Source organism: Luteibacter sp. PvP120 (genome assembly GCF_054055715.1).
This window is the reverse complement of sequence record NZ_JBSRXP010000010.1, coordinates 18,335-41,372: the sequence shown is the minus strand read 5'-3', so window position 1 is coordinate 41,372 and position 23,038 is coordinate 18,335. Positions and strand designations below refer to the sequence as shown.

General features: G+C 67.0%; 21 protein-coding genes. 9 read left to right on the top strand and 12 right to left on the bottom strand.

Features of this window, described 5'->3' with window-relative positions; all coding sequences use genetic code 11:
• Positions 1 to 59: 59 nt before the first annotated feature.
• Positions 60 to 398: a hypothetical protein gene (locus ACVKN3_RS17140; RefSeq protein ID WP_354516770.1), complete on the bottom strand. Its 339-nt coding sequence runs from the start codon at positions 396 to 398 to the stop codon at positions 60 to 62.
• 234 nt (positions 399 to 632) lie between these two features.
• On the opposite strand from ACVKN3_RS17140, the gene ACVKN3_RS17135 reads away from it, so the two are divergent.
• From ACVKN3_RS17135 to ACVKN3_RS17120, 4 genes are read left to right on the top strand one after another with little or no spacing between them, the layout of a single operon-like run.
• Positions 633 to 1,487, top strand: a complete 855-nt coding sequence (locus ACVKN3_RS17135) for a PA4780 family RIO1-like protein kinase (protein ID WP_036138997.1) — start codon at positions 633 to 635, stop codon at positions 1,485 to 1,487.
• 50 nt (positions 1,488 to 1,537) lie between these two features.
• Positions 1,538 to 2,557, top strand: a complete 1,020-nt coding sequence (locus tag ACVKN3_RS17130; protein WP_354516767.1) for a two-component system sensor histidine kinase NtrB — start codon at positions 1,538 to 1,540, stop codon at positions 2,555 to 2,557.
• A complete protein-coding gene (ntrC, locus tag ACVKN3_RS17125; RefSeq protein ID WP_354516766.1) occupies positions 2,550 to 3,944 on the top strand; it encodes a nitrogen regulation protein NR(I) in 1,395 nt (464 codons plus the stop codon). The genes ACVKN3_RS17130 and ntrC overlap by 8 nt, the downstream gene beginning before the upstream one ends.
• Positions 3,941 to 4,396, top strand: a complete 456-nt coding sequence (locus ACVKN3_RS17120; protein WP_354516764.1) for a GNAT family N-acetyltransferase — start codon at positions 3,941 to 3,943, stop codon at positions 4,394 to 4,396. Before ntrC ends, ACVKN3_RS17120 begins: the two co-directional genes overlap by 4 nt.
• On the opposite strand, the gene ACVKN3_RS17115 is transcribed toward ACVKN3_RS17120, so the two are convergent.
• Both ACVKN3_RS17115 and ACVKN3_RS17110 read right to left on the bottom strand, forming a co-directional pair.
• The gene (locus ACVKN3_RS17115) at positions 4,397 to 6,862 is read right to left on the bottom strand and encodes a sensor domain-containing protein (protein WP_354516762.1); all 2,466 of its coding nucleotides are present in this window, start codon (positions 6,860 to 6,862) and stop codon (positions 4,397 to 4,399) included. It lies immediately after the preceding gene.
• A gap of 75 nt (positions 6,863 to 6,937) precedes the next feature.
• Complete coding sequence (locus ACVKN3_RS17110; RefSeq protein WP_354516759.1) at positions 6,938 to 8,065, bottom strand: hypothetical protein; 1,128 nt, start codon at positions 8,063 to 8,065, stop codon at positions 6,938 to 6,940.
• Between the two features lie 157 nt (positions 8,066 to 8,222).
• Between ACVKN3_RS17110 and ACVKN3_RS17105 the strand changes: the two genes are divergently transcribed.
• Together ACVKN3_RS17105 and ACVKN3_RS17100 are read left to right on the top strand one after the other, a co-directional pair.
• A complete protein-coding gene (locus ACVKN3_RS17105) occupies positions 8,223 to 9,509 on the top strand; it encodes an acetyl-CoA C-acetyltransferase (protein ID WP_354516757.1) in 1,287 nt (428 codons plus the stop codon).
• A 22-nt stretch (positions 9,510 to 9,531) separates the two neighbouring features.
• Positions 9,532 to 10,095 carry an energy transducer TonB gene (locus tag ACVKN3_RS17100; protein ID WP_354516755.1) on the top strand — a complete coding sequence of 188 codons (564 nt, stop codon included), beginning with the start codon at positions 9,532 to 9,534 and terminating at the stop codon, positions 10,093 to 10,095.
• Positions 10,096 to 10,112: 17 nt separating this feature from the next.
• On the opposite strand, the gene ACVKN3_RS17095 is transcribed toward ACVKN3_RS17100, so the two are convergent.
• The 5 genes from ACVKN3_RS17095 to ACVKN3_RS17075 form a co-directional block, all read right to left on the bottom strand.
• Positions 10,113 to 12,053 carry a phospholipase D family protein gene (locus ACVKN3_RS17095; RefSeq protein ID WP_354516753.1) on the bottom strand — a complete coding sequence of 647 codons (1,941 nt, stop codon included), beginning with the start codon at positions 12,051 to 12,053 and terminating at the stop codon, positions 10,113 to 10,115.
• 45 nt (positions 12,054 to 12,098) lie between these two features.
• A complete protein-coding gene (locus tag ACVKN3_RS17090; RefSeq protein ID WP_354516751.1) occupies positions 12,099 to 12,653 on the bottom strand; it encodes a YceI family protein in 555 nt (184 codons plus the stop codon).
• Between the two features lie 9 nt (positions 12,654 to 12,662).
• Complete coding sequence (locus ACVKN3_RS17085) at positions 12,663 to 13,130, bottom strand: SixA phosphatase family protein (protein WP_354516749.1); 468 nt, start codon at positions 13,128 to 13,130, stop codon at positions 12,663 to 12,665.
• A 57-nt stretch (positions 13,131 to 13,187) separates the two neighbouring features.
• Positions 13,188 to 13,820, bottom strand: a complete 633-nt coding sequence (locus tag ACVKN3_RS17080; protein ID WP_285403234.1) for a ParA family protein — start codon at positions 13,818 to 13,820, stop codon at positions 13,188 to 13,190.
• Between the two features lie 63 nt (positions 13,821 to 13,883).
• Positions 13,884 to 14,081: a hypothetical protein gene (locus tag ACVKN3_RS17075; RefSeq protein WP_036139016.1), complete on the bottom strand. Its 198-nt coding sequence runs from the start codon at positions 14,079 to 14,081 to the stop codon at positions 13,884 to 13,886.
• Between the two features lie 175 nt (positions 14,082 to 14,256).
• On the opposite strand from ACVKN3_RS17075, the gene ACVKN3_RS17070 reads away from it, so the two are divergent.
• On the top strand, positions 14,257 to 15,300 hold the full coding sequence (locus ACVKN3_RS17070; RefSeq protein WP_285403231.1) for a hypothetical protein: 1,044 nt from the start codon (positions 14,257 to 14,259) through the stop codon (positions 15,298 to 15,300).
• A gap of 227 nt (positions 15,301 to 15,527) precedes the next feature.
• Here the strand turns inward: ACVKN3_RS17070 and speE are convergent, their stop codons facing one another.
• Entirely contained in the window at positions 15,528 to 16,385 is an 858-nt protein-coding gene (gene speE / locus ACVKN3_RS17065; RefSeq protein ID WP_036139019.1) for a polyamine aminopropyltransferase, read from the bottom strand.
• Positions 16,386 to 16,681: 296 nt separating this feature from the next.
• Between speE and speA the strand changes: the two genes are divergently transcribed.
• Positions 16,682 to 18,583, top strand: a complete 1,902-nt coding sequence (gene speA / locus ACVKN3_RS17060; protein ID WP_285403228.1) for an arginine decarboxylase — start codon at positions 16,682 to 16,684, stop codon at positions 18,581 to 18,583.
• Positions 18,584 to 18,612: 29 nt separating this feature from the next.
• On the opposite strand, the gene ACVKN3_RS17055 is transcribed toward speA, so the two are convergent.
• The 3 genes from ACVKN3_RS17055 to radC all read right to left on the bottom strand — a co-directional run bounded on the left by ACVKN3_RS17055 (position 18,613) and on the right by radC (position 22,190).
• The gene (locus ACVKN3_RS17055) at positions 18,613 to 19,362 is read right to left on the bottom strand and encodes an SPOR domain-containing protein (RefSeq protein WP_285403226.1); all 750 of its coding nucleotides are present in this window, start codon (positions 19,360 to 19,362) and stop codon (positions 18,613 to 18,615) included.
• Complete coding sequence (gene argS, locus ACVKN3_RS17050) at positions 19,362 to 21,050, bottom strand: arginine--tRNA ligase (RefSeq protein ID WP_354516745.1); 1,689 nt, start codon at positions 21,048 to 21,050, stop codon at positions 19,362 to 19,364. The genes ACVKN3_RS17055 and argS overlap by 1 nt, the downstream gene beginning before the upstream one ends.
• Before the next feature lie 468 nt (positions 21,051 to 21,518).
• The gene (radC, locus tag ACVKN3_RS17045; RefSeq protein WP_354516877.1) at positions 21,519 to 22,190 is read right to left on the bottom strand and encodes a RadC family protein; all 672 of its coding nucleotides are present in this window, start codon (positions 22,188 to 22,190) and stop codon (positions 21,519 to 21,521) included.
• Between the two features lie 307 nt (positions 22,191 to 22,497).
• Here radC and ACVKN3_RS17040 point away from each other — a divergent pair, with 307 nt between their 5' ends.
• Positions 22,498 to 22,998 (top strand): hypothetical protein, encoded by a 501-nt coding sequence (locus tag ACVKN3_RS17040; RefSeq protein ID WP_354516743.1) that lies wholly within the window; start codon positions 22,498 to 22,500, stop codon positions 22,996 to 22,998.
• Positions 22,999 to 23,038: the final 40 nt, after the last annotated feature.

The following is a 23,038-nucleotide window of genomic DNA, read 5'->3' as shown; positions in this document are numbered from 1 at the left end:
GATGCATGCGGCTCGTTACCGCATTCCATAGGTGAATTCACCGCGTCACAGCGGCCGCTTCAGCCTCCGATATCCTCGGGCAAACGCGCGACCTGTGCTCTGCTCAGCGTTGTGCTGTCACTTGAATTGAGCGTAATGAACCAACTTACCGGAGTGCCGGGCGCCGTCAATCGCTGCTCGGGCGCAGGTAGCGGCTGCAGCTTGAACTGGCAGAGCATGGCTGCGTGTGTCGCTGGACCGGCCGGCTTCGCTGGCTGACAAGAAAAGCCATGCCGCTCTAATGCGTTTACTGCGTCGGCAAGCGCAATGCCATTCGGAATCCATTGCTCAATCTGAGCCTTCGCTTCGCGCGCTGACTGCTGTGGCTGGAAGGTGTCGTTTGGATCGTTTCCACTCACGGCATTACATCCGTGCATGGCGACGGAGAGAGGAAAGATGCAGATCAATAGCGCTCGGGTCGATCTTTTCACGACGCGATATCCCTGGCGATGTGGGTATTGCCGTCTGGATGGTGACATTACGTGATCTTGGCCAGGTTCTGAACGACCGCTTGGCGGGTTGGCGCTACGCTCAGTAAAATGTAAAAATCAAGGGTTGAACGCCTCCTTTATGCCACCGGTCCCCGAAATAAATTGAAGACCCCCCAAGGCCTGCAGCCGTTGATCGATGACGGCATCATTGACGACGTGCTCCGGCCACTCAAGAGCGGCAAGGAGGCGGCGGTGTACGTTGTCCGTAGCGGCAACGACGTCCGCTGCGCCAAGGTCTACAAGGACATGGCGCATCGAAGCTTTCAGCAGCGCGTGCAGTATCAGGAAGGCCGCAAGGTAAGCAGCAGCCGTGAGGCGCGCGCCATCGGCAAGGGAAGCAAGTACGGGCGCAAGCAGCAGGAAGTTGCCTGGAAGAACGCTGAGGTCGATGCGCTTTACCAGTTGCGCGATGCCGGTGTTCGCGTGCCCGAGCCGTTCGGCTATTTCCACGGCGTGCTGGTGATGGAACTGGTCACGGACGCCGATGGCCTGTCCGCCCCCCGCCTGGGCGAGGTCGATCTCAGCGCCGATGAGGCTCGGGAATACCATCGGATCCTCGTGCGGCAGGTCGTGCTGATGCTGTGTGCGGGATTGATCCACGGCGATCTTTCCCCGTACAACGTCCTTGTCGGTCCGGATGGCCCTGTCGTGATCGATTTTCCGCAAGTCGTCAGTGCTACGGGAAATAATGCGGCGCGCAACATGCTGCTGCGTGACGTCAACAATCTCACCGCCTACCTTGGACGCTCGGCGCCCGAGCTGCTGGAGACGTGGTACGGCGAGGAGATGTGGGCCTTGCTGCAGGCCGGCGATCTCCGCGCCGATACGGAACTGACCGGTCATTTCGAGCCGGATGAGTCCGAGGTCGATCTGGACAGCATCCGGCAGTCCATCAATGACGCAAGAGAAGAAATGCTTATACGGCAGCAGGGACGTGAGGCGGCGGAAGAAGACTAGGGGTCAAGGACGCCATTGCATCCACCCAACCCCTTCCCTAAATTGGTGCAATGCAAGCACCAACCCAAGCCGACCTCCTGACGCTCCTAGGCACCGGCCTAGCCGTCGTCTCCACGGACGGCCGCGTCACCTGGATCAACCCAGCCCTCGGCGAACTCCTCGACGTCGGCCCCCGCACCGCCCCCGGTCAGGACCTGACCGCCCTGATGCGCAACCCGGCCCTGGCGGCGCAGCTTGACCGCGTCGCCCTCGAACGCCGCGCCTACAACCTCCGCGCCGTCACCTTCGGCGTCGCCCGCGGCCGTGAACTCACCGCCGACCTGATCCTCCAGCCCCTGGACGACGGCAGCATCCTCGTCGAAGTCCACCCGCTTGCGCCCGAACTTGCGGCAGCCAGCGCCGGTACCCCGCTCTCCGCCACCCTGCGCGGCTTCGCCCACGAGGTGAAGAACCCCCTCGCTGGCCTGCGCGGCGCCGCCCAACTGCTGGAGCGCCGCGTCGTCGACAAGGACCTGCGCCAGCTCGCCGCCATGGTGATCGCCGAGGCCGATCGCCTTGCCGCCCTGGCCGACGGTCTGCTCCGGCACGGCGGAGCGCCGCGTCTGGGTCCGGTCAACCTCCACGAATTGCTGGAGCGCCTTGAAGGTCTGGTCGTCGCCGAAGCGAACGCCCCGCGTGTGCGCCATGACTTCGACCCCAGCCTGCCGGACACCCTGGGCGACGCCGATCGTTTGCTGCAGGTGCTGCTCAACCTCACCCGCAACGCCGGCGAAGCGGGGGCGTCCATGCTCACCCTGCGCACCCGCGTGGAGCATGGCGCGCGCGTCGGCGAGCGCACCGTCCGCGCCGCCTTACGCGTGGACGTGATCGACGACGGCCCCGGCGTGCCTGACGACCTGCGCGACACGCTGTTCCAGCCGCTGGTGTCCGGTCGCCCCGATGGCACCGGGCTCGGGCTGGCGCTGTCACGCGAGATCGCGCTCGAACACGGCGGCGACCTTCGTTACACCAGTCGTCAAGGCGAGACCGTCTTTTCCCTCTACCTCCCGATGGAGCGTCCGCATGACTGAGATATGGATCGCCGACGACGATCGCGGGGTGCGTTTCGTGCTGGCCGAGGCCCTGCGCGATGCCGGTCACAGCGTGCGCGAATTCAGCGCGGGCGATGCGGTGCGCGCGGCGCTGCACGAAAGCCGCCCGGCCTTGCTCGTCACCGACGTACGCATGCCCGGTGAGAATGGATTAAGACTGCTCGAAGACCTCACCCGGCGCAACATCGGCCCGGTAATCGTCATGAGTGCGTTTACCGATGTCGCCACGACGGCGGCGGCGTATCGTGCTGGCGCTGCCGATTACCTGGCCAAGCCGTTCGACCTCGACCGGGCGGTGGAGGCGGTGGGTCGCGCGCTGGCCGCCGCCCATGAGGAAGTCATCGCGCCCGCGCCGCGCGAGGACGAACACGCCCTGCTCGGTGAGAGCGCCGCCATGCGCGAGGTATTCCGCCTCATCGGCCGTGTCGCGGCCAGCGACCTCAACGTGCTGATCACCGGCGAGACCGGCACGGGCAAGGAATTGGTGGCGCGCGCGCTGCACGAGGAAAGCGCACGGCATGGCAAGCCCTATGTCGCGCTGAACACTGCCGCCATTCCGTCGGAGCTGCTGGAAAGCGAGCTGTTCGGCCACGAGGCCGGCGCGTTCACCGGCGCCACGCGGCGGCAAGCTGGGCGGTTCGAGCAGGCCGAAGGCGGCACGCTGTTCCTCGATGAAATCGGCGACATGCCGATCGGCCTGCAGACGCGCCTGCTGCGCGTGCTGGCCGGTGGCGAGTTCTATCGCGTGGGTGGGCGCGAGGCGATCCGCAGCAACGTGCGCATCGTCGCCGCCACGCACCAGGACCTGGAAGCGCGGGTGGAGCAGGGCCTGTTCCGCGCGGACCTCAAGCATCGGCTGGATGTGGTGCGCATCCAGCTGCCGTCGCTGCGCCAGCGCAGTGGCGACATCCCCTTGCTGGCCCGGCATTTCCTCGCCCGGGCGGCTGCCGAACTGGGCGTGCCGCCCAAGCGTTTCTCGCGTGGCGCGATGAAGGCGGTGGAGCAGCGCGATTACCCGGGCAACGTGCGTGAGCTGGAAAACCTCTGCCGTCGCCTTGCCGTGGTGGCGCCGGGCCTGGAGATACTGGCCAGCGACCTGGGCAGCCTTCCTGCGCGGGAGACGCGCGGCGTGGAATGGACGGATGCCCTGCGCGTCTGGGCCCAGGATGCCCTGGCGCAGGGCGAGCCCGATATCCACGCGCGTGCCCGCGAGGCGCTGGACAAGACCCTGTTGCAGGCCGCCCTGCTGGCCAACGATGGCCATCGGCAGCACGCTGCGGCGGCGCTCGGTGTCGGCCGCAACACCCTCACACGCAAACTCGGTGCGTCGCGCAAGCGGCGGCCGTCCAATGGACAACCCACATGAGCCTCGACATTCGTCGCGCCGGTCCTGCCGACGCGGATAACCTGGCCCGCTGGAACACCGCCATGGCCTGGGAGACCGAACAGAAGCGGCTCGATCCCGCCATGGTGGCGCGCGGCGTGCGCACCGTTCTCGACGAGCCACGTCGCGGCTTCTACCTCGTGGCGGAGCGGGATCGCGTGCCGGTGGGCTGCCTGATGGTCACCTATGAATGGAGCGACTGGCGCTGCGGTGACTTCTGGTGGGTGCAGAGCGTGTATGTGGAAGCCGAAGCGCGCGGCACCGGCGTGTTCGGCGCCCTCTACCGCCAGGTGAAAGCGATGGCTGAAAGCGCCGGTGCCGTGGGGCTGCGCCTGTACGTGGAGCTTGAGAACGAACGCGCGCAACGCACTTACAGCGGGCTGGGCATGCAGCGCTGCCATTACCACATGTACGAGGCCCCGCTGGGGGATTGATCAGCCGACCAGGAGGCGCAGTTCGCCCGTATCCACGGCCGCGATGCGTGCCTCGAACTGGCGCGCCGATATGGCCTTGCCGAACAGGAAGCCCTGCATCTGCGGGCAGCCCGCATCGCGCAGGAAACGGGCCTGCTCGCCGCTTTCCACGCCTTCGGCCAGCACCTGCTTGTTCATGCCCCGGCCCATCGCGATGATCGCGCTGACGATGGCTGCGCTGTCGTTGTCCCAGGCCACGTCGCGGATGAAGGCGCGGTCGATCTTCAACGTATCGATGGGGAAGTGCTTGAGGTACGACAGGCTGCAATAGCCGGTACCGAAATCGTCCAGGCTCAGCGACACACCCAGCGACTTCACGCGATGCAACAGCCGGGCGATGTGGTCGCCGCCCTCCATCACCGTGCGCTCGGTCAGCTCCAGCTCCAGCAGGGTGGGATGGATGCCGCTGTCGGTGATGATGCCGCTGAGCGCTTCGAAGAAGCGCGTGTGCTGGAACTGCAGGGCGGATACGTTGACCGATACGGAGAGCGGTCGGTAGCGCCGCGTCCACAGCTCCGCCTGGCGGCAGGCCTCGCGTAGCGCCCACTCGCCGATCGGCACGATCAGTCCGCAGTCTTCCGCCACCGGGATGAACTGCTCGGGCGTATAGACGTCCACGCCGTCCACCTGCCAGCGCAGCAGCGCCTCGGCACCGACGATGGCACCCAGGTCGACATCCACCTTGGGCTGGTAATGCAGGCAAAGCTCGCCGCGCGCCAGCGCCTTGCGCAGTTCCACCTCGATCCGTACACGGGCGGCATTGCGCTCGTTCATGCTGGGATTGAAGAAGCGGTAGCCGTTGCGGCCCTGCATCTTCGCCTCGTACATGGCGGCATCGGCGTGGCGCAACAACGACTCCGCATCCGCCGCGTCCTCGGGATACACGCTGATGCCGATACTGAAACTGATGGCCAGCGGGGCGGCGTCGACGCTGACCGCCCGGCTGCAGGCGGCCAGCACCTTCTCCGCCACGGTGCTGGCATCCGCCGGGCCGTCGATCACCGGCAGCAACACCACGAACTCGTCGCCACCCAGTCGGCTTACCGTGTCGTCCGCGCGCACCGCCGCGCGGATACGTCGCGCCACCTCCTGCAGCAGGGCGTCGCCGGCCGCATGGCCCAGGCTGTCGTTGATCTGCTTGAAATGGTCGATGTCGACGAAGAGCAGGGCCGCACGCTGGTTGCGTCGCGTGGCCGCCGTGGTGGCGAACTCCATGCGCGATTGCAGCAGGGCGCGGTTGGGCAGGCCGGTCAGGGTGTCGTGGTGGGCCAGATGCGCCATCTTCAGCGCCAGCGCGCGCGTCTCGCTCACGTCGTGGAACACCACCACCCCGCCGACGACGTTGCCGGCATGGTCGTGGATGGGCGCGGCCGAATCCTCGATGGGGCTTTCGAAGCCGTTACGGTGGATGAGGATGGCGCCGGTGGTGAGGCCGACGATGGTGTGCCTCTCCACCGCGGCCCGCAGCGGATTGGCCAGCGGCAACCCCGACACGGGCTCGCGCAGCTGGAACACTTCGTCCATCGGCCGGCCGACCGCTTCCTGACTGGACCAGCCGGTCATGGCTTCGGCGATGGGATTGAGCGAGGTGACGACCAGGTTCGTATCGGTGGTGATCACGGCATCGCCGATGGACTTCAGCGTCACCTGCGCCAGTTCTCGCTCGCGGAACAGCGCGTCCTCGAAGGCCTTGCGCTCGGTGATGTCCTGCACCTGCGAAATGAAGTAAAGCGGCTCGCCGTGCTCGTCACGTACCAGCGAGGCGCTGAGCAGGCCGTGCACCGTGTGCCCATCGCGATGCACGTAGCGTTTTTCCAGCAGGTACGACGGGCGTTCGCCGGTCAGCAAGGTATCGACCAGCGCCAGGTCGCCTTCCAGGTCGTCCGGGTGGGTCACGTCCTGGAAGGCGGTGCTGAGCAGTTCGTTCTCGGTATAGCCCAGCATGCCGCACAGGGCGTCGTTCACCTGCAGCCAGCGGCCGTCCGGCCAGACCAGCGCCATGCCGATGGAGGCGTGGCGGAACGCGAGTGAAAAGCGACGCTCGCTTTCGCGCAGCCGCCCTTCGAGCAGCCGCCGGCTGGAGATGTCGGCGAGCACGATGGACACACCGATCGGCTGTCCGGTGTCGTCCTGGTCGAGGGTGAAGGTGGCCTGGGCGTAGCGCCCCGCGGTATTGGCCAGCCCCTGGTCGAAAAACGGCCGGGAGGCCAGCGCGTCGCGGATGCCGTCGGCGATCAGCGCACCGATCGGCGCGGGCAGGGCATCGTCAGCACGGCAGCCGACCAGCGAGGCGCCGTCCGATCCCATCCACGCGAGGAACGCCGGGCTCGCATAGCGAAACCGCGTATCGGCATCGACGTAGGCCAGCATCGCCGATGAGCGATCCAGGAGGTAGGCGGGCCAGTCGGTGGGATGAGCGTTGTTCACGTCATCCCACTCTAGTCCGTCCGTCTACGGTTAACTATGCGAAGACGTCCTAATCGTGGGGCCGTACCGGCAGGGTCAGTGCAGCGCGGGTGCCGGGGCCGTCAGTGCGCCTTCGCCGTCCAGCATCACCCGGCCCAGGGTCTGCACTTCGCTGGCGGCACCGTAACGCTCGGCCAGCGTTTCCAGCAGCGGCACCAGGGCATCGGGTGCCAGCGGGTAACCATGGGCCAGGATGCGCGCCTTGCCAGGTACCGGCTGCGCGACGGTGATCGCGGCCATGCCCAGGCCGGGTGCCTCGTGGGCATAGAGTCGCGGCGCCTCGGCCGCGGGGTCGGCCTCGGCCAGCGCCTCGACCAGGTAACCGGCGGGGCCCGGCGGCATGCCGTCCATATCGAGGGGCACGTGATGGGCCGCCAGCAGCGCCGCGTACTGGCGCAGCTCGAACAGGGTGCCGGCAAACTCGTGCGCGGCGTTGCCGCCCTTGCTCGCATCCCGGGCAAACCAGTCGGCGAGGCCGGGAATACCGACCCGCCCCTCGGCGTAGCGCAGGGGCAGGCCCCGCGAGCCCAGCGCGGTCTCCTGCTTGTACGGCGTAAGCAGCGCGGTTTCCAGCATCGTCCACAGGGGCGCCAGGTTGACGTGCTCGTATTGCACGCAGGTGAGTGCCAGCAGGTCGTCGCGGCTGAGGTAGCGCGCGTGCTCCAGTCGCATGCCCAGCGTGCGCATCAGGAAGTCGGCCGTGGCCGTGCCGGCCTCGCCCTTGGCGGCCAGTTCGCGCTCCATCGCCTGCGACAGGTCTTCGGCCTGGTCGGCGGGTGCCAGCAGCATCCATGGCACCAGGCGCATCGGGCCGCCGGCGTAATGCGGGTCGGGCACCAGCGGCTGGGCGGGCATGTGCCCCTCGTGCGAGCCGAACGCCACCACGCCACCGGCGGTGACCACGCGCGGCACGCGGCGGGCCAGTTCCTCCAGCGTGGCGAATACGGGGAAACCCGGACGGAGCAGCTCCACCCCGTCGAACAGCGCACCGGCCAGCGCGAAACGCGAGGCCTCGACGCCGGGCAGCAGGGTGCGCAGGTCGTCAGCCACCAGGCCGGCCAGGGCCTGCGCCTCGTCGCGGGTCAGCTCGAGCCGGTCGGGCATCTCGCCGTCGGCCAGCTCCAGGGCGAGGACGGCAGGGCAGGCGATCAGCGACTCGTTCACGGCGGGGATTTCCGAACGGCAAAGGAATGCGATTCTACCATCGGGGTCTGGCGGGGTTTCCCCGGGACGGGATGCGGGTTAGCCTTGCCGATACGCGTTCGTCGGCGATCGTCGGCGTCCGCGATCCCTTCGCCTTCGATCCGGTCCTTCATAAAGCATGGAAAAGACGCAAAAGCGTGTGGGTGTGGTCGGCGGCGTCCGCATTCCTTTCTGCCGCAACAACACCGCCTACGCCGATGTCGGCAATTTCGGAATGTCGGTGAAGGTGCTGGGTGCCCTGGTCGAGAAGTTCGGCCTGCATGGCGTGGAACTGGGCGAAGTGGCCATGGGTGCGGTCATCCGCCACTCGTCGGACTGGAACCTGGCGCGTGAAGCGCTGCTCTCGTCCGGCCTGGCGCCGACCACCCCGGGCATCACCTCGGCGCGCGCCTGCGGCACCTCGCTGGACAACGCCATCGCGATCGCCAACAAGATCGCCACGGGCCAGATCGAGGCCGGCATCGCTGGGGGCTCGGACACCACCAGCGACGTCCCCATCGTCTACGGGCAGAAGCTGCGCAAGCGTCTGCTGGCGCTCAACCGCGCCCGCTCGCTGAAGGAAAAACTGCAGGCCGCCACCCGCGGCTTCTCGCTCAAGGAACTCAAGCCCTCGTTCCCCGGGGTGGCCGAGCCGCGTACCGGCAAGTCCATGGGCGACCACTGCGAGCAGATGGCGAAAACCTGGAAGATCGGCCGCGTGGAGCAGGACGAACTGGCCCTGGCCAGTCACCGCAACCTGGCCGCCGCCTATGACTCCGGCCTGCTGGACGACCTCGTGGTGCCGTTCCGTGGCCTCAAGCGCGACGGCTTCCTCCGTGCGGATTCCACCCTCGAAAAACTCGGCTCGCTCAAGCCGGCGTTCGACAAGACCTCGGGCCAGGGCACGCTCACGGCCGGCAATTCCACGGGCCTGTCCGATGGCGCCGCCGCGGTGCTGCTGGCCAGCGACGAGTGGGCCGCGGCCCGCGGCCTGTCCATCCAGGCCTATTTCACGCATGCGGAAGTATCGGCGGTGGATTTCGTCCACGGCGAGGGCCTGCTGATGGCCCCGACCGTGGCGGTGCCGCGCATGCTCAAGCGGGCGGGGCTGACCTTGCAGGATTTCGACTTCTACGAGATCCACGAGGCGTTCGCTGCCCAGGTGCTGTGCACATTGCGTGCATGGGAGAACGACGACTATTGCCGTACCCGGCTGGGCCTCGACGGTCCGCTGGGTTCGATCGATCCGGCCAAGCTCAACGTCAACGGCTCCAGCCTCGCGTCCGGTCACCCGTTCGCGGCCACGGGGGCACGCATCGTCGCCACCCTGGCGAAGATGCTGGAAAAGAAGGGTTCGGGCCGTGGCCTGATCTCCATCTGTACCGCAGGCGGCATGGGCGTCACGGCGATCCTCGAACGTCCCTGATCCTGTCCGTTCCCGAGACCGCATGCTCGCACTTCGTACCAGCACGTCCCTCAGCGCCCTCGGGCTCGTCATCGGCATTGCCGGCACCAGCTGGCTCACCGCCCTGACCTACGAACGGGCGCCGGCCACGCGGCCGTTCGCGGAAATCGTGATGCCCGGCACGGGCCATGGCCTGCCGCGGCCGGCGGCCCGGTCGGCACGCACCGATGCGGCGGATGCCGTCACGGAGAACCGTTCGTTGCGGGAGCGGTCCCGTGCTGCGCCGGTTGTCCGGCCGTCCGCCCCGCGCGTCGCGGCGACGCCCCGGCAGGCACCGAACGACCTGGTACCCGTCTACACCCCGTCGCCGCGCTATCCGATGTCGGCCTTGCGTGCACACCGCGAGGGCCAGGTGGTCCTCAGTGTCACGGTGACGCCGGAGGGTGGCGTGGCGGATGTCGCCGTGGGACGTTCCAGTGGCGACACGGACCTGGATCGCGCCGCCGAAGAGGCCGTGCGCAACTGGCGCTTCGCCAGCGCGGAAGACCGCGGGCCGCGCTATACCGCCGACCTGCCGGTGCGCTTCGAGCTCACCCGCCCCGACTGATCCTCAGCGGCAGTCCATCAAAGGATGCCCGCGGCCGATGAGCCGAAGGCCGTGATCATGCGCGTGTAGATCAGCTTCAGCGACACGTCCACTTCGGGAAAGTCGCCCACGGCCTCGTAGCAGTCGAAGAAGCGCGGGTCTTTCCAGCGCATCGGGATGCAGCCGGGCTTGAGCTGGTAGCTGGTGGCATAGCGGAACGGCCACAGATCGAAGAACGGCAGGCGCTCGGAGACGTCGCCGATGAATTCGTTGACCGACGACAGCACGGGGATGGTTTTCTGTCGCGGACCGATCGACCAGGCGTTCTCCGGGCGGATGTCCTGCATGATCGAGTCGCGCAGGCGGTCGGAAAAACGCTTGTCGTAGATGATCACGCCCGATTCGGTGTTGTAGTGGTCCGAGCGCGGGTCGAAGTTGTGCGTGCCGACCATGGCGAAGGTGTCGTCCACCACGATCGACTTGGCGTGCAGCCCGAAGCGCACGCCCTCGGTCAGCAGCGGTGCCGGGCGGGATCGCGGCCCCTGGTGCGGACGGCGACCGCCGAAGGCCATGAAGCCGGCGGATTCCGAGGGCGCCGCCTCGGGCAACGCACGGCGGCCACTGCGCCGTCCCGACTTGCTGGCGCCGCTGCCGCTCCCGCTGGCGGTCAGCAGGGGGGGCGACGGTTCCTCGCCGGTCTGCCATTCCCGTGCGTCGGGATCGCCATTGGCCGGGTGCGGCTTCATCTCGTAGATCTCGAAGCCGTAGTCGATCAGGTAACGCTTGCGATGCTTGTATGACATGGCATACACCGCGAACGCATCGGTGGAGGCCAGCGAATTGGTCGAGACCACCACGCGCGGGGGTGACGGCTTGCGTTGCAGCGTGCTGAAGATCTTCTTCGCCGGCTTGCTCATCACCAGGTACGGCGTCTGCAGGATCACCTCGCTGTGCGCGTTACGCACCAGGCCCATGATGTGGCGGGTGAGCGCACGCGCCTCGCGCCGTTTCGGCTCGTCGGTCTTGCCGGGCAGGTCGGACAGGTATTCGACGCGGTTCATGCGCAACGTGTCGCGCTGGATACGGTCGGCGATCCACTCGGGGTTTTCCGCATCGGCGACGATGTCGACCACGCGCTCGGGGTGCTCGTAGGTCGGCGTGGTCCAATGGCGCGGGTCGTCGGTGTCGCGCACCAGTTCCTTGTTGACGTCGCGCAGATGCGTGAGCTGCACGGCACGCTTGTGGTTCCAGAACTGGGCGAAGCTGGCGCCCATGGCCCGGGCGGCGGGGCCGCCGATCATGACGTCGCGGTCCACGTAGTCGAACGTGCCGTCCCAGTCGAAATAGCGATCCTCGTAGTTGCGGCCGCCAGTGATGCCGATGACGTCGTCCACCACGATCAGCTTGTTGTGCATGCGCTGGTTGAACTTGAAGAAGCAGCACACGATGCCTGCCGCGAAGGCCATCGGTGTGGTGTGCGCGCTGTGGAAGGTGGGGTTGTAAAGGCGGATCTCGAGGTGGTCGCTGGCGCGCGCCAGCCCGGCCAGCAGGCCGGCATCGCGGAAGGAGAACAGCTGGTCGGCCAGGATGCGCACGCGGACGCCGCGGCGAGCCGCCCGGACCAGTTCGTCGAGGACCAGCTTGCCCGCGTCGTCTTGCTCCCAGATGTAGGTCTGCACGTCGATGGTCTGCGTTGCCGCGCGGATCAGGTTGATGCGCGCGGCCATGGCGGTCTCGCCGTCTTCCAGCAGCGTGGCCACGTGCACCGGCCGCGTGTCGGTGGATGCCGCGTCCGCTTCCCGGGCCGCGTCCACCAGGGTGGACGGCGCGGCGCAGTGCTCCGCCTGGACGCAACTGCTCTGCCGGTCCACCGTCAGCGCGACCACGGCATCGGCCTTCCGGATGCGCTGCGCGGACAGCGAACAGCCCGAAACCGCCAGGACGGCGATGATGAGAAAGAGTAGGTGGTGGCGTCGCATGGCGGGGATCATAGGTGACCCGTCACAACGCGACGTGAGTGCCTGTCAGGGCGGGCTGAGGACGATCGCCATGCCGAGGTTCACCCGGTCGGACAGCGCACCCCGGCGCCCGCGCATCTCGAAGTCGGTGCGGTCGATCATGCCTTGCAGCTGGAGCACGCAACCGGCCAGCGCGTCCGGCGGGCAGCGGTTGGCCTGGAGGTGGAAGGTCGCGGGACGGGTGATGCCGCGCATGGTCAGCTGGCCCTTCACGTCGCCGCCCTGGCTGATGAGGTCCAGCGGCAACGGCTCGGACACGAATTGGATCTGCGGGTAATGCACCGCGTCGAAGAATTCCGGCGCCAGCACCCAGCGCCGCAGTCGGGCCGATTCCATGGTGATGCTTTCGGTGGCCAGGTCGGCGCGCACGATGGCCGTGCGCGCCTCATGGTCGATGGCCAGCTCACCCCGGATATTTTCGAAGCTGCCGGCGACCGTGCTCACCCACAGCAGGCGAACGCTGAACTCGGCCCTCGAACGGGTCGGGTCGATCCGCAGGTCGGCGGCCGACACCGGCATCGTCGACAGCAGCAAGGCGATCGCCCAGAGCAGGTGGCGCATTCATGGGACTCAGTTGGGAGGGGACCAGAAGGTCTCGAGTTTGGCCTTGCCCGGTTCCAGTCCACCACTGAATACCAGTCGGGCCATGCCACCCGGCGGCATGCCGCGGTAATCCTCTGACCTGCCTTCGACAAGAAAGGCGACCAGTTGTTCAATGCCGGGGTTGTGCCCGACCAGGACCACGCGTTCCACGTCGGCTTGCTGGTCCAGCAGGTCGTAGAGGTCGCCCGGCGTCGCGTCGTAGATGCCTGCCTCGTAGGAGGGCTCGACCTGGCCGAGCGCCAGGGCGGCGGTTTCCCTGGTGCGCTCCGCGGGGGAGCAGAGGATGCGGTCGTACTTCACGCCGTGGCTGGCCAGCCATTCGCCTGCGGCGCGCGCTTCGTTGCGGCCGTGCTCGGTCAGTTTTCGCTCGCGGTCGTCCTTGCCGTCGGTGCCGGGCTCCGCCTCGGCATGGCGCAACAGGATGAGTTCGTGCATGGGTACCGTCCTCCGCTAGGCCACGTGTGTGGCAGGTCATGACGCGTCCCAGTCGGCTCAGGTGCTCCGCTTGATCCAGCGCAGCAGCTTCCCCCAGTCGTCCTGGTGTCCGCGTACGTTTTCCGAGTGGTAATCGAAGATGCCCTTACCGAGCGCTGTGAGCAAGACGTACGCCTGCGAGTCGCGAAGTTCCGCCACGACGGGAAACGGCGCGCGTTCGCCCAGCTCGGCGATGGCGGCCTGGCTGGCGTTGGTCCACGGCTTGAGGCGATTGCCCACGAGGCCCACCGGCAGCTTGCCGCGCTTCACCCGCGGGATCGCGCGGAGCACGGCCAGGAAGTCGAGGGTGGCATCGAGGTCGAAATGCGAGGGCAGCACCGGCACCAGGATGACGTCGGCCTTGTCCAGGTAGGGTTCGAGGTCCTTCTCGGTGACCCCGGCGGGGGTGTCGACGATCACCCGCTGGATGGTCTCGGGCAGGCGATCGAAGGCCTTGCGGCTGCCTTCGACGGCGGTGACGGCCGGTACGTTTTCCGGCCGCCGGGCGGTCCAGCGCAGGCTGGACTGCTGTCGATCCGCATCGATGATGGCGGTCTGCTTGCCGGACTGGGCCCAATGGGTGGCGAGCTGGGTAACCAGTGTGGTCTTGCCGCAACCCCCCTTGCTGCTTGCCACGAGCGTCGTAAGCATTTGCGCGCACCTGCTTTGGGCTGTTCCCTAGCCTACACACCCGTGGGCCACAGGCAAGGGCGATCAGAACAGTTTATTGCGGACCTTGGGCATGACCACGAGGATCAGCGTGGCGATCGGTCCGAGGAACAGCGACAGTAGCCACCAGGCCAGGCCACCACGGTTCTTGCCTTGGGCCAGGCCAGCGTTGATAAGGGAAAGTGTGCCCCAGCCAACAAAGAAGCCAGCGCGTTCGCTGGCGAAGAGTGCGAATTGGTCCATCGTAAACTCCTGTTCTATCGCAGGATTGTGCAGCGGTCATGCTGACATGAGATCGGCGGTCCCCCCGCATCGGAGGCCGATGGTAGCAATGTCCGTCGTCGACCGGGCCGAAACGGCGCAGGCTGCGTTCATGGTCGAACCGTATTCTTGTCGTTTTATTTCATGGAGATGGCTGATGCGCGGATGTCGCGTGCTGACCCTGGCCCTTGCGGGCCTGCTCTCGCTGCCGGCTTTCGCGGCAACGCCATGGGCGGGTGCCCAGGGCCCCGCGCAAGGTCCCGTCAAGGGGCCCGCGGTGCAGAAAGACCAGACCAAGGCCTTGCTGCAGTTCCAGAAAGACCTGGCCAGCGTGCTGGCACTGCGTACCGAAGCCGAGCCCCTGCTGGGCGCGGCCCTGCTGGCGCGTCCGCTGACCAACCCGCCCGCCGTGCTCAGCTATCACGCCCTGCTGGAGCGCGCGTCGCGTAACGCGGACGCCGGCCCGGCCGTCACCTGGGCCCTGCTGGCCGACTGCGATGCGAAGGCCGGCGCCTGCCCGAACACGGAAGCCCTGGCCACCCTGCAGAAGCAGGCGCCGGACAACGCCGCCGTGTGGCTGCTCAAGCTCGGCGTGGACGAGCACAACGGCGCGAGCAAGGACGTGCGCAGCGACCTCACCCGCGCCGCCAATGCCAAGCTCTACGACGACTACCTCGGCTCCAGCCTCAAGGCGCTGGCCAACTCGGTCAGCCAGCTGCCGCCTCCCGCGGATACGTTCAACCCGTTGCAGGGTGCCGGCGCGGCTGGCGTGCAGATGGTCATCGTCTACGGACTGGCCAGCTCGCAGCCGTTGCCCGGCTTCCAGGTCACGGCCAAGTACTGCGAAGACAACAAGGCCGACGCCGGCATCGTGGGCGACTGCCTGAAGCTGGCCAAGGTGCTGGAATGGGGTAGCAGCCCGCTGGGCCGCTCACTGGGCCTGCACCTGCGCGAGACCCTGTCGACGGATACCGCCGACCAGCAGTCCGCGAAAACCGCGCGGATGAACCTGATCTGGCAGATGCAGCGTTTCGCCCAGCTCAACATCCAGGCCCAGGGTGACAAGGCCACGGCACAGAAGCTGCTCTCGCTGGCCCGCAGCGGCGGCACGGAAATGAGCGTGGTGCTGGCCGCGCTGCGCACGTACGGCATGCCGGCGGAAGCACCGGCCGGCTGGGAGCCGGCCAAGGTCGAGCAGTAGTCCCGTATCGGACGGCAACGTCCGAACGCCCGAAACGTTGTAGGAGCGCACGATGTGCGCGACATGTTTTCGCGAAACCTAGGGGCTGGCGCGCCAGCTCCCGGGTTCGGCCTCAAAACATGTCGCGCACATCGTGCGCTCCTACATCAACATCCAGCGTTGTTAGCCGTCCAGCGGTGTCAATCATCCAGCGTCGTTGATCGCCCGGCGCCGTTGATCGGCGGCGTTCAGTCGCCCAGCTGCTCGCGCATGAACTCGGGCTGGGCCAGGGCGCCCTTGTGGATGTCGGCGTTGTAGTACTTCGTGGGGAAGCCCTTGCTGATGGCGCCGCGCTCGCGGAAACCGGACAGGTCGCCGTCCTTGCGCGCCATGGTGCAGCTCCACCAGCCGGTGGGGTAGCACGGCTGCGGGAAGGGCAGGGTGCGCACGGCCTTGAAGCCCGACGTACGCATGGCCGAACGCATGGCCTTGATCAGCTCGATGTGCGCCAGCGGCGACTCCGACTGCTGCACCAGGATGCCGCCGTGACGCAGTGCCTTGTAGCAGCTGGTGTAGAAGGCGGCGTTGAACAGGCCTTCGGCGGGGCCGACCGGATCAGTGGAGTCGACGATGATCAGGTCGATGGATTCCGGGTCCGCCTCGGCCATGTACTTGATGCCGTCGATGAAGAGCAGCTCGGCGCGCGGATCGCCGTTGGACTCGCACAGTTCGGGGAAGTATTCCTCGGCGAGGCGGGTGACGCGCTCGTCGATCTCCACCTGCGTGGCCTTCTCCACTTCCTCGTGCTTGAGCACCTCGCGCAGCGTGCCGCAGTCGCCGCCGCCGATGATCACCACGCGCTTGGCCCGCGCATGCGTGAACAGCGCCGGGTGGGTCATCATCTCGTGGTACAGGAAGTTGTCGCGGCTGGTCAGCATGACGCAGCCGTCGATCACCATCAGATTGCCCCAGTCGGTCGTCTGGTAGATCTCGATGGTCTGGAATTCGGTCTTTTCGGCGTGCAGCAGGCGCTCGACGCGGAAACCGATGGAAGAGCCCGATGCCTGATGGGCTTCGGTGAACCAGGTGAGCTGCTGTTGCGACATGACTCGAATCCTGAAAGGAGGTAGGGGGCCAAATCAGGGATTGTACCGGCTCCCGGCCCGAAATCGGCCAAGTCGCCGCCCTGCCAGGCCGGTAGGCGCGATACACGGATGTCATCCGGCGCCGTTACACTAGGAGGTCTGTCCCGCCCTAACCGGCGGGGCGGGCCCAGTCTGGTCGGCCCCGCGGCGTGCGAGGCTCCCGGTCGCCAGACCCGCTTCAGGTCAAGGTTCGCCGCTGCGACTGTTCCGCGCCCCCCACGGGGACACGACACAATCACTTGGAGATCGTCGCCACCATGACGAACTGGACCACCGAACGCGCGAAGCTGACCTACGCCATCCCGCACTGGAGCAATGGCTATGTCGACGTCGCGGCCAACGGCCACCTGCAGATGCGCCCGCGTGGCGACGAGGGCCCGACCCTCGACCTGCCCGCCATCGTCGAACAGGCGACGGCCGAAGGACTGCGGCTGCCGCTGCTCGTCCGTTTCCCGGACATCCTCGCCGACCGCCTCGCCCGCTTGCAGGAAGCCTTCGCCAAGGCGATCGACGATGTGGACTACGCCGGCTCCTACACGGCGATCTACCCGATCAAGGTCAACCAGCAGCGCGGCGTGGTCAGTGAACTGGTCGCGGCGGGCGAGGAAGGCTTCGGCCTCGAGGCCGGTTCCAAGCCCGAGCTGATGGCGGTGCTGGCCTACGCCCGCCCCGGCAGCATGGTGGTCTGCAATGGCTACAAGGATCGCGAATACGTCCGCCTCGCCCTGATCGGCCGCAAGCTGGGCCTGCGCGTGCATATCGTGATCGAGAAGCTGTCGGAGCTCGACCACGTGTTCGCCGAGGCGAAGGCACTGGATGTCGAGCCGCTGCTCGGCGTGCGCGTGCGCCTGGCCTCGATCGGCGCCGGCAAGTGGCAGAACACCGGTGGCGACAAGGGCAAGTTCGGCCTCAGCCCCGGCCAGGTGCTGGAGCTGATCGAGCGCCTGGAGGCCGCGGGCCTCAAGCACACGCTGAAGCTGCAGCATTTCCACATGGGCTCGCAGATCTCCAACGTGCGCGATATAGCCGCCGGCATGCGCGAAGCGGTGCGTTACTTCGTCGAACTGCACCGGCTGGGCGTGCCCATCGACGTGGTCGATGTCGGCGGTGGCCTAGGCGTGGACTACGAGGGCACGCGCTCGCGCAGCTACAACTCGATCAACTACAGCCTGGGCCAGTACGCCGCCAGCATCGTCCAGCCGCTGGCCGAGGCCGTGGCCGAACACGGCATGCCGGCGCCGACCATCTTCACCGAGTCCGGTCGCGCCATGACCGCCCATCACGCCGTGATGGTGGTGAACGTGTCGGAAGTGGAGCCCGTACCGGAAGGCGCCATACCCGAACCGCGCGCGGACGAGCCCACGGTGCTGCGCCACCTGCGCGAGACCCATGCCGAACTGGATACCCGCCCGCCGCTGGAGCTGTTCCATGAGGCGCAGCACCATTTCGCCGAAGGCCAGGCGCTGTATGCACTGGGCCAGCTGGACCTGCGTGACCGCGCGAAGCTGGACGACCTGTTCTACGCCATCGCCAATGCCGTACGTCCGCGCCTGCTGCCGGCAGAGCGTGCCCATCGCCAGGCGCTGGACGACCTGGACGAGAAGCTGGTCGACAAGTACTTCGTCAATTTCTCGGTGTTCGAGTCGGTGCCGGATATCTGGGCGATCGACCAGATCTTCCCGATCGTGCCGATCTCACGCCTGGACGAGGAACCGACGCGGCGCGGCGTCATCGCCGATCTCACCTGCGACTCGGACGGCCGTATCGACCACTACGTGGATGCCGAAGGCGTGGACGTCAGCCTGCCGCTGCACGCGCTGCGGGACGACCAGTCCTATCGCCTGGGTATCTTCATGGTCGGCGCCTACCAGGAGACCCTGGGCGACATCCACAACCTGTTCGGCGATACCGATGCCGTCAACGTCCGTGCCACCGCGGGCGGCTACGAGTTCGACCACATCCGTCATGGCGACACCACGGATCTGATGCTCGATTACGTCGGCTACGACCTGAAGCAGCTGCGCCAGTCCTACGCCGACCGTCTTGCGGCCGCCGGCATTACCGGCGAAGAAGCGGAGGTGTTGTCGGCATCGCTGGACAAGGGCCTGACCGGCTACACCTATCTGGCGGAGACCGTCGGCAAGGACGCCCCGAAGTAAGGGGCGTTACCCGTCATGGCTTGCGGGGTTTAGCTGCCTTCCTTCAAGGCAATGGCGCTGATCCCCGCCGACTGCAACCGCTGCTTGGTGCCTTCCAGGTCGGTCGCCGACTTGAACGGCCCCAGGCGCACGCGGTTGTAGGTCTGGGCGCCGACCTTTACCGACTGCACGTTGGCGACGAACCCCTGCAGGGCCAGCTTGGCCTTCAGGGCTTCGGCGTCGGCCGCGCTCGGGAACGCGCCCACCTGCAACAGGTACCCGGAACCGCCCGACGCTGCGGGCGCGGCCGGCTGGGCGGGAACGGCGGTCACGGTCTGCGTGGCGGCCTTCGGCAGGTTCGCCGCGGCCTGTTGCGCCTGTGCCTGCTGCTGTTGCGCGGCGGCGGCCTGCTGGGCCTGCGCCTGCTGCGTGGCCTGCAACTGCTGCTGTTGCTTCTGCTGCTGGGCTTCGGCGCTCGCCTGTGCGCGGATCTCCGCATCCGGAATGCGGACTTCCTTCTCCGACAGCACGGAGTAGAAGTCGTACGACGGCTTCTTGGGCTTCTCCGGCGCGGTCTGCTCGACCACGCCCGGATCGCTGCCCTTCTGGGCGGTGGCCTCGGGATTCGGCGCCGGCCCCTGCTGCTTCTGCATCATGGGGATCAGAGTACCGCGCATCGCGAAGGCCATCAGCAGTGCGCCGGCCAGGATGCCGATCAGTGCCCAGCCCCAGCCGGGCATGCCGCTGGAACCGTTGCGGACGGCCTGACGGCCCTTCGTCGCCTTCTTGCGTGTCGCCATTACATGCTCTCCGGGGCGGAAATGCCCAGCAGATCCAGGCCGTTGCGCAGCACCTGCTGTGTTGCCGCCACCAGGGCGAGGCGGGCGTCGCGCAGGTCGGCGTCGTCCACGATCCACTTGTGCTCGTGATAGTAGCTGTGCAGCGCGCCGGCAAGCTCGCGCAGGTATTGCGCGATCAGGTGCGGTTCCAGGTTGGCCGCCGCGGACTCGACCATCTCCGGGTACCGGGACAGTTCGACCATCAGTGCCGACTCGTGCTCGGTGGCGAGCAGGTCGAGCTTCGCCAGCCCGTTGCCCCGATCCGTCGACAGGCCACGATCGGCCAGTTCGCGGAAGACGCGGCAGGCGCGGGCATGCGCGTACTGGATGTAATAGACCGGGTTGTCGTTGCTCTGCGAGCGCGCCAGGTCGATATCGAAGACCAGCTGCGAGTCGGCCTTGCGGGCGATCAGGAAGTAACGCGTGGCGTCGCGCCCGGCCTCGTCGATGAGGTCGCGCAGGGTGACGTAGGAGCCGGCGCGCTTGGAGATCTTCACCTCTTCGCCGCCGCGCATCACCGTCACCATCTGGTGCAGCACGTACTCGGGCCAGTGCTTCGGGATGCCCGTGTCGAGCGCCTGCAGGCCGGCTTTCACGCGGGCCAGCGAGCCATGGTGATCGGAACCCAGCTCGGTGATGGCGCGCTCGTAGCCGCGCTGCCACTTGGTGCGGTGGTAAGCCACGTCCGGCAGGAAGTAGGTGAACGTGCCATCGGACTTGCGCATGACGCGGTCCTTGTCGTCACCGAAGTCCGTCGAGCGCAACCAGAGCGCGCCGCCTTCCTCGTAGGTATGGCCGTGTGCGACCAGTTCCTTCACGGTCTCGTCGACCTTGCCCTCGCTGTAGAGCGACGACTCCAGGAAATAGACGTCGAAGCCGACGCCGAACGCCTTCAGGTCCAGGTCCTGCTCGTGGCGCAGGTAGGCCACGGCGAAACGGCGGATATCGTCCAGGCTGTCCGCATCGCCACTGGCGGTGACGGTCTCGCCATCGGCCTCGACCGACTCCCGGGCCAGGAAGGCCCGCGCCACTTCGGCGATGTAGTCGCCGCGGTAGCCGGACTCCGGCCAGCCGGCCTCATCCGGGGCAATGCCCCGGGCGCGCGCCTGCGTGGACAGCGCCAGGTTGGCGATCTGTACGCCCGCGTCGTTGTAGTAGAACTCTCGGAACACTTTCCAGCCGCTGGCGGCCAGCAAGCGGCTGAGGCTGTCGCCGATGGCCGCCGCGCGGCCGTGGCCGACATGCAGGGGGCCGGTCGGATTGGCCGAGACGAACTCCACGCCAGCCGTGCGGCCGCCACCATCGCGGTTGTGGCCGTAGCGGTCGCCTTCGGCCAGGGCCTTGTCGATCTCGGCATGGAAGGCCGCCGGGGCCAGGAAGAAGTTGACGAACCCGGGCCCGGCGATCTCGACCTTGCCGACCAGCGGCGACACCGGCAGCGAGTCGACCAGATCGGTCGCCAGGTCGCGGGGCTTACGGCCGGCCGCCTTGGCCATCATCATCGCGACATTGGTCGCGAAATCGCCGTGCTCGCGGCTGCGCGTGCGTTCGATCACGAACGTCGGTGCGACGAAGTCGGACGGCAGCTTGCCGGACTCCCGCATGGCCCCGATGGCCTGCAGGACGAGTTGTTTAAGCTGTGCTTTCACGGGATGGGCGATGCGGATATGGAACCGGCAATCCTATCAGAAGGGGCACGAAACCCGGTCGCGGGGATCGCCGTCGGCCTGCACCAGCCTGTGGATAAGTCTGTGGGCAATAAGTGCTGACGGCATGCCATAAGGCCATGACGGCCGTCTGACACGTTTGCGTAACAAGAAAAGACCATCCAAAACAATTGGTTGAATCACTCTCCTGTGCCAGGACAGCAAGTGTGACGTCCAAGTGGCAATTCTTCGGAATGTGCATAAGTCGAATCGCGCAAGTGCCCCGGCGCGTCGTCACGGGCCGTATGGCCGGTCGTCATGTCGTTGTCATCGCCATTGGCCACACTTCTTTCCGTGCCCCGGCGTCTCCCCGGCCCAAGGCACACGGGCTCACCGCGCCCCTCCCTCGAAGTGGTGACCCCCCAACGGCGCGAGCGGCACTCGCGCCGTTTTTTTTGCCTGCCGTCCGGCCTACAACAGCCCGGCGGCGGCCATCGACACCGGGGCACCCTGGCCGATGACCAGGTGATCCAGCACCCGGATATCCATCAGCGCCAGGGCGTTCACCAGCACACGGGTGATCTCGCAGTCTGCCCGGCTGGGTTCGGCGGCGCCCGAGGGGTGATTATGGGCGAGGATCACGGCACCGGCGTGGTAACGCAGGCAGGCACGCACCACCTCCCGTGGGTAGACGCTGGCGCCGTCCAGCGTTCCGCGGAACAGCTCCTCGTACCCGAGCACCCGATGACGACTGTCCAGGAACAGGCAGGCGAACACCTCGTAGGGCAGGTGCCTCAGTCGGGCCGTGAGGTAGTCCGCGCTGTCCTCGGGTGAGGTGATGGCCGGGAGGTCGGCCAGCTTCTCGCGTAGCGACCGGCGTGCCAGTTCGATCGTAGCCACCAGCCGCGCGCGCTTGGCCGGCCCGACACCGGCCAGCCTGGGCAGGTGGTCCGGGTCCGCCAGCAGTCGCCCCAGGCTGCCCGCCTGCGCCAGCAACGCCCGGCCGGTGGCGACGGCATCGCGCCCGGGCACGCCGTTGCCCAGCACGACCGCCAGCAGCTCTGCGTCGGACAGCGCGGCTGCGCCGTGGGCATGCAGGCGCTCGCGCGGCCGATCGCCCACCGGCCACTGCCGGATGGTCAGAGCGGGCGCCGCCCGCGTAACAAAAACCGGTGTGCCGTCGCGCACCGCCGAGTGAGGGTGATGGCCCTGCTTCATGGGCTTGGTTTCCGTAGGCCGACCGATGGCTGGCGTGATCTCCACGTTAGGCGTGTCGGGTTCCGGTGGCGATAGAACGATTCTGAAAAATGGCTTCTTCACGCATTGCCGAGGAGGCGGCACCGCGCCGTGCGAGCGACGGCGGGTTCGGCATGTAGGTGATTGCAGTGCGTACCATGCGGGCAGCAGTACCCTTTGATCCTCGACCCTGGCATGCATGACGGACAGCTTCATGAGCCTTACCTATGAAAACCGACGGAACATGACGGCCTCCGAATGGCAGGAGGTCGCTCGGCTCGTGCCGGTACTTTGCGGTATGGCAAGGTTGGGCAACCCCGTCCTTATAAAGATCGACGGCTATCGCGATGTGTCAGGCAGATATACGGTCGTGGTGCATGGGGGTGTCGATGAATCTCCGCTATTCCGGTGCGACGCATCGAGCTTGCCTGCGCTTCTTGCCGAGGCGGTTCACGTCTGTGGCCTGTCGGACGCCCCTGTTGAAGAGGCTGGCGCAGCCAGCGAGCTGGCCGATGCATTCCGCCTGGCAGATGCTGCCGTTCACGACGAGTCGTTTCTGGCTGTGTACGCGCAGCAGTCTTCGCACCGGCCCTATTTCAACTTGGTCTACGGCGAATCGTCAGGCCTGAAGCCATCCTGCCTGAAGCTTTGTGTCGATGGTGACGACCTCGCTTCCATGCTGCCGGGCATCTACGCGAAGACGTCATTTCCGTAGCTGCCGTAACGTCCGCTCCAACGTCATATCCCGGTAACCA

Coding starts and splice junctions, on each gene's coding strand:
- speA (WP_285403228.1), top strand. CDS start 16,682: ATGACGAACTGGACCACCGAACGCGCGAAGCTGACCTACGCCATCCCG.
- ACVKN3_RS17085 (WP_354516749.1), bottom strand. CDS start 13,130: ATGCACGAACTCATCCTGTTGCGCCATGCCGAGGCGGAGCCCGGCACC.
- ACVKN3_RS17080 (WP_285403234.1), bottom strand. CDS start 13,820: ATGCTTACGACGCTCGTGGCAAGCAGCAAGGGGGGTTGCGGCAAGACC.
- ACVKN3_RS17130 (WP_354516767.1), top strand. CDS start 1,538: ATGCAAGCACCAACCCAAGCCGACCTCCTGACGCTCCTAGGCACCGGC.
- speE (WP_036139019.1), bottom strand. CDS start 16,385: ATGTCGCAACAGCAGCTCACCTGGTTCACCGAAGCCCATCAGGCATCG.
- ACVKN3_RS17070 (WP_285403231.1), top strand. CDS start 14,257: ATGCGCGGATGTCGCGTGCTGACCCTGGCCCTTGCGGGCCTGCTCTCG.
- ACVKN3_RS17055 (WP_285403226.1), bottom strand. CDS start 19,362: ATGGCGACACGCAAGAAGGCGACGAAGGGCCGTCAGGCCGTCCGCAAC.
- ntrC (WP_354516766.1), top strand. CDS start 2,550: ATGACTGAGATATGGATCGCCGACGACGATCGCGGGGTGCGTTTCGTG.
- ACVKN3_RS17120 (WP_354516764.1), top strand. CDS start 3,941: ATGAGCCTCGACATTCGTCGCGCCGGTCCTGCCGACGCGGATAACCTG.
- ACVKN3_RS17090 (WP_354516751.1), bottom strand. CDS start 12,653: ATGCGCCACCTGCTCTGGGCGATCGCCTTGCTGCTGTCGACGATGCCG.
- ACVKN3_RS17040 (WP_354516743.1), top strand. CDS start 22,498: ATGAGCCTTACCTATGAAAACCGACGGAACATGACGGCCTCCGAATGG.
- ACVKN3_RS17075 (WP_036139016.1), bottom strand. CDS start 14,081: ATGGACCAATTCGCACTCTTCGCCAGCGAACGCGCTGGCTTCTTTGTT.
- ACVKN3_RS17095 (WP_354516753.1), bottom strand. CDS start 12,053: ATGCGACGCCACCACCTACTCTTTCTCATCATCGCCGTCCTGGCGGTT.
- ACVKN3_RS17100 (WP_354516755.1), top strand. CDS start 9,532: ATGCTCGCACTTCGTACCAGCACGTCCCTCAGCGCCCTCGGGCTCGTC.
- ACVKN3_RS17105 (WP_354516757.1), top strand. CDS start 8,223: ATGGAAAAGACGCAAAAGCGTGTGGGTGTGGTCGGCGGCGTCCGCATT.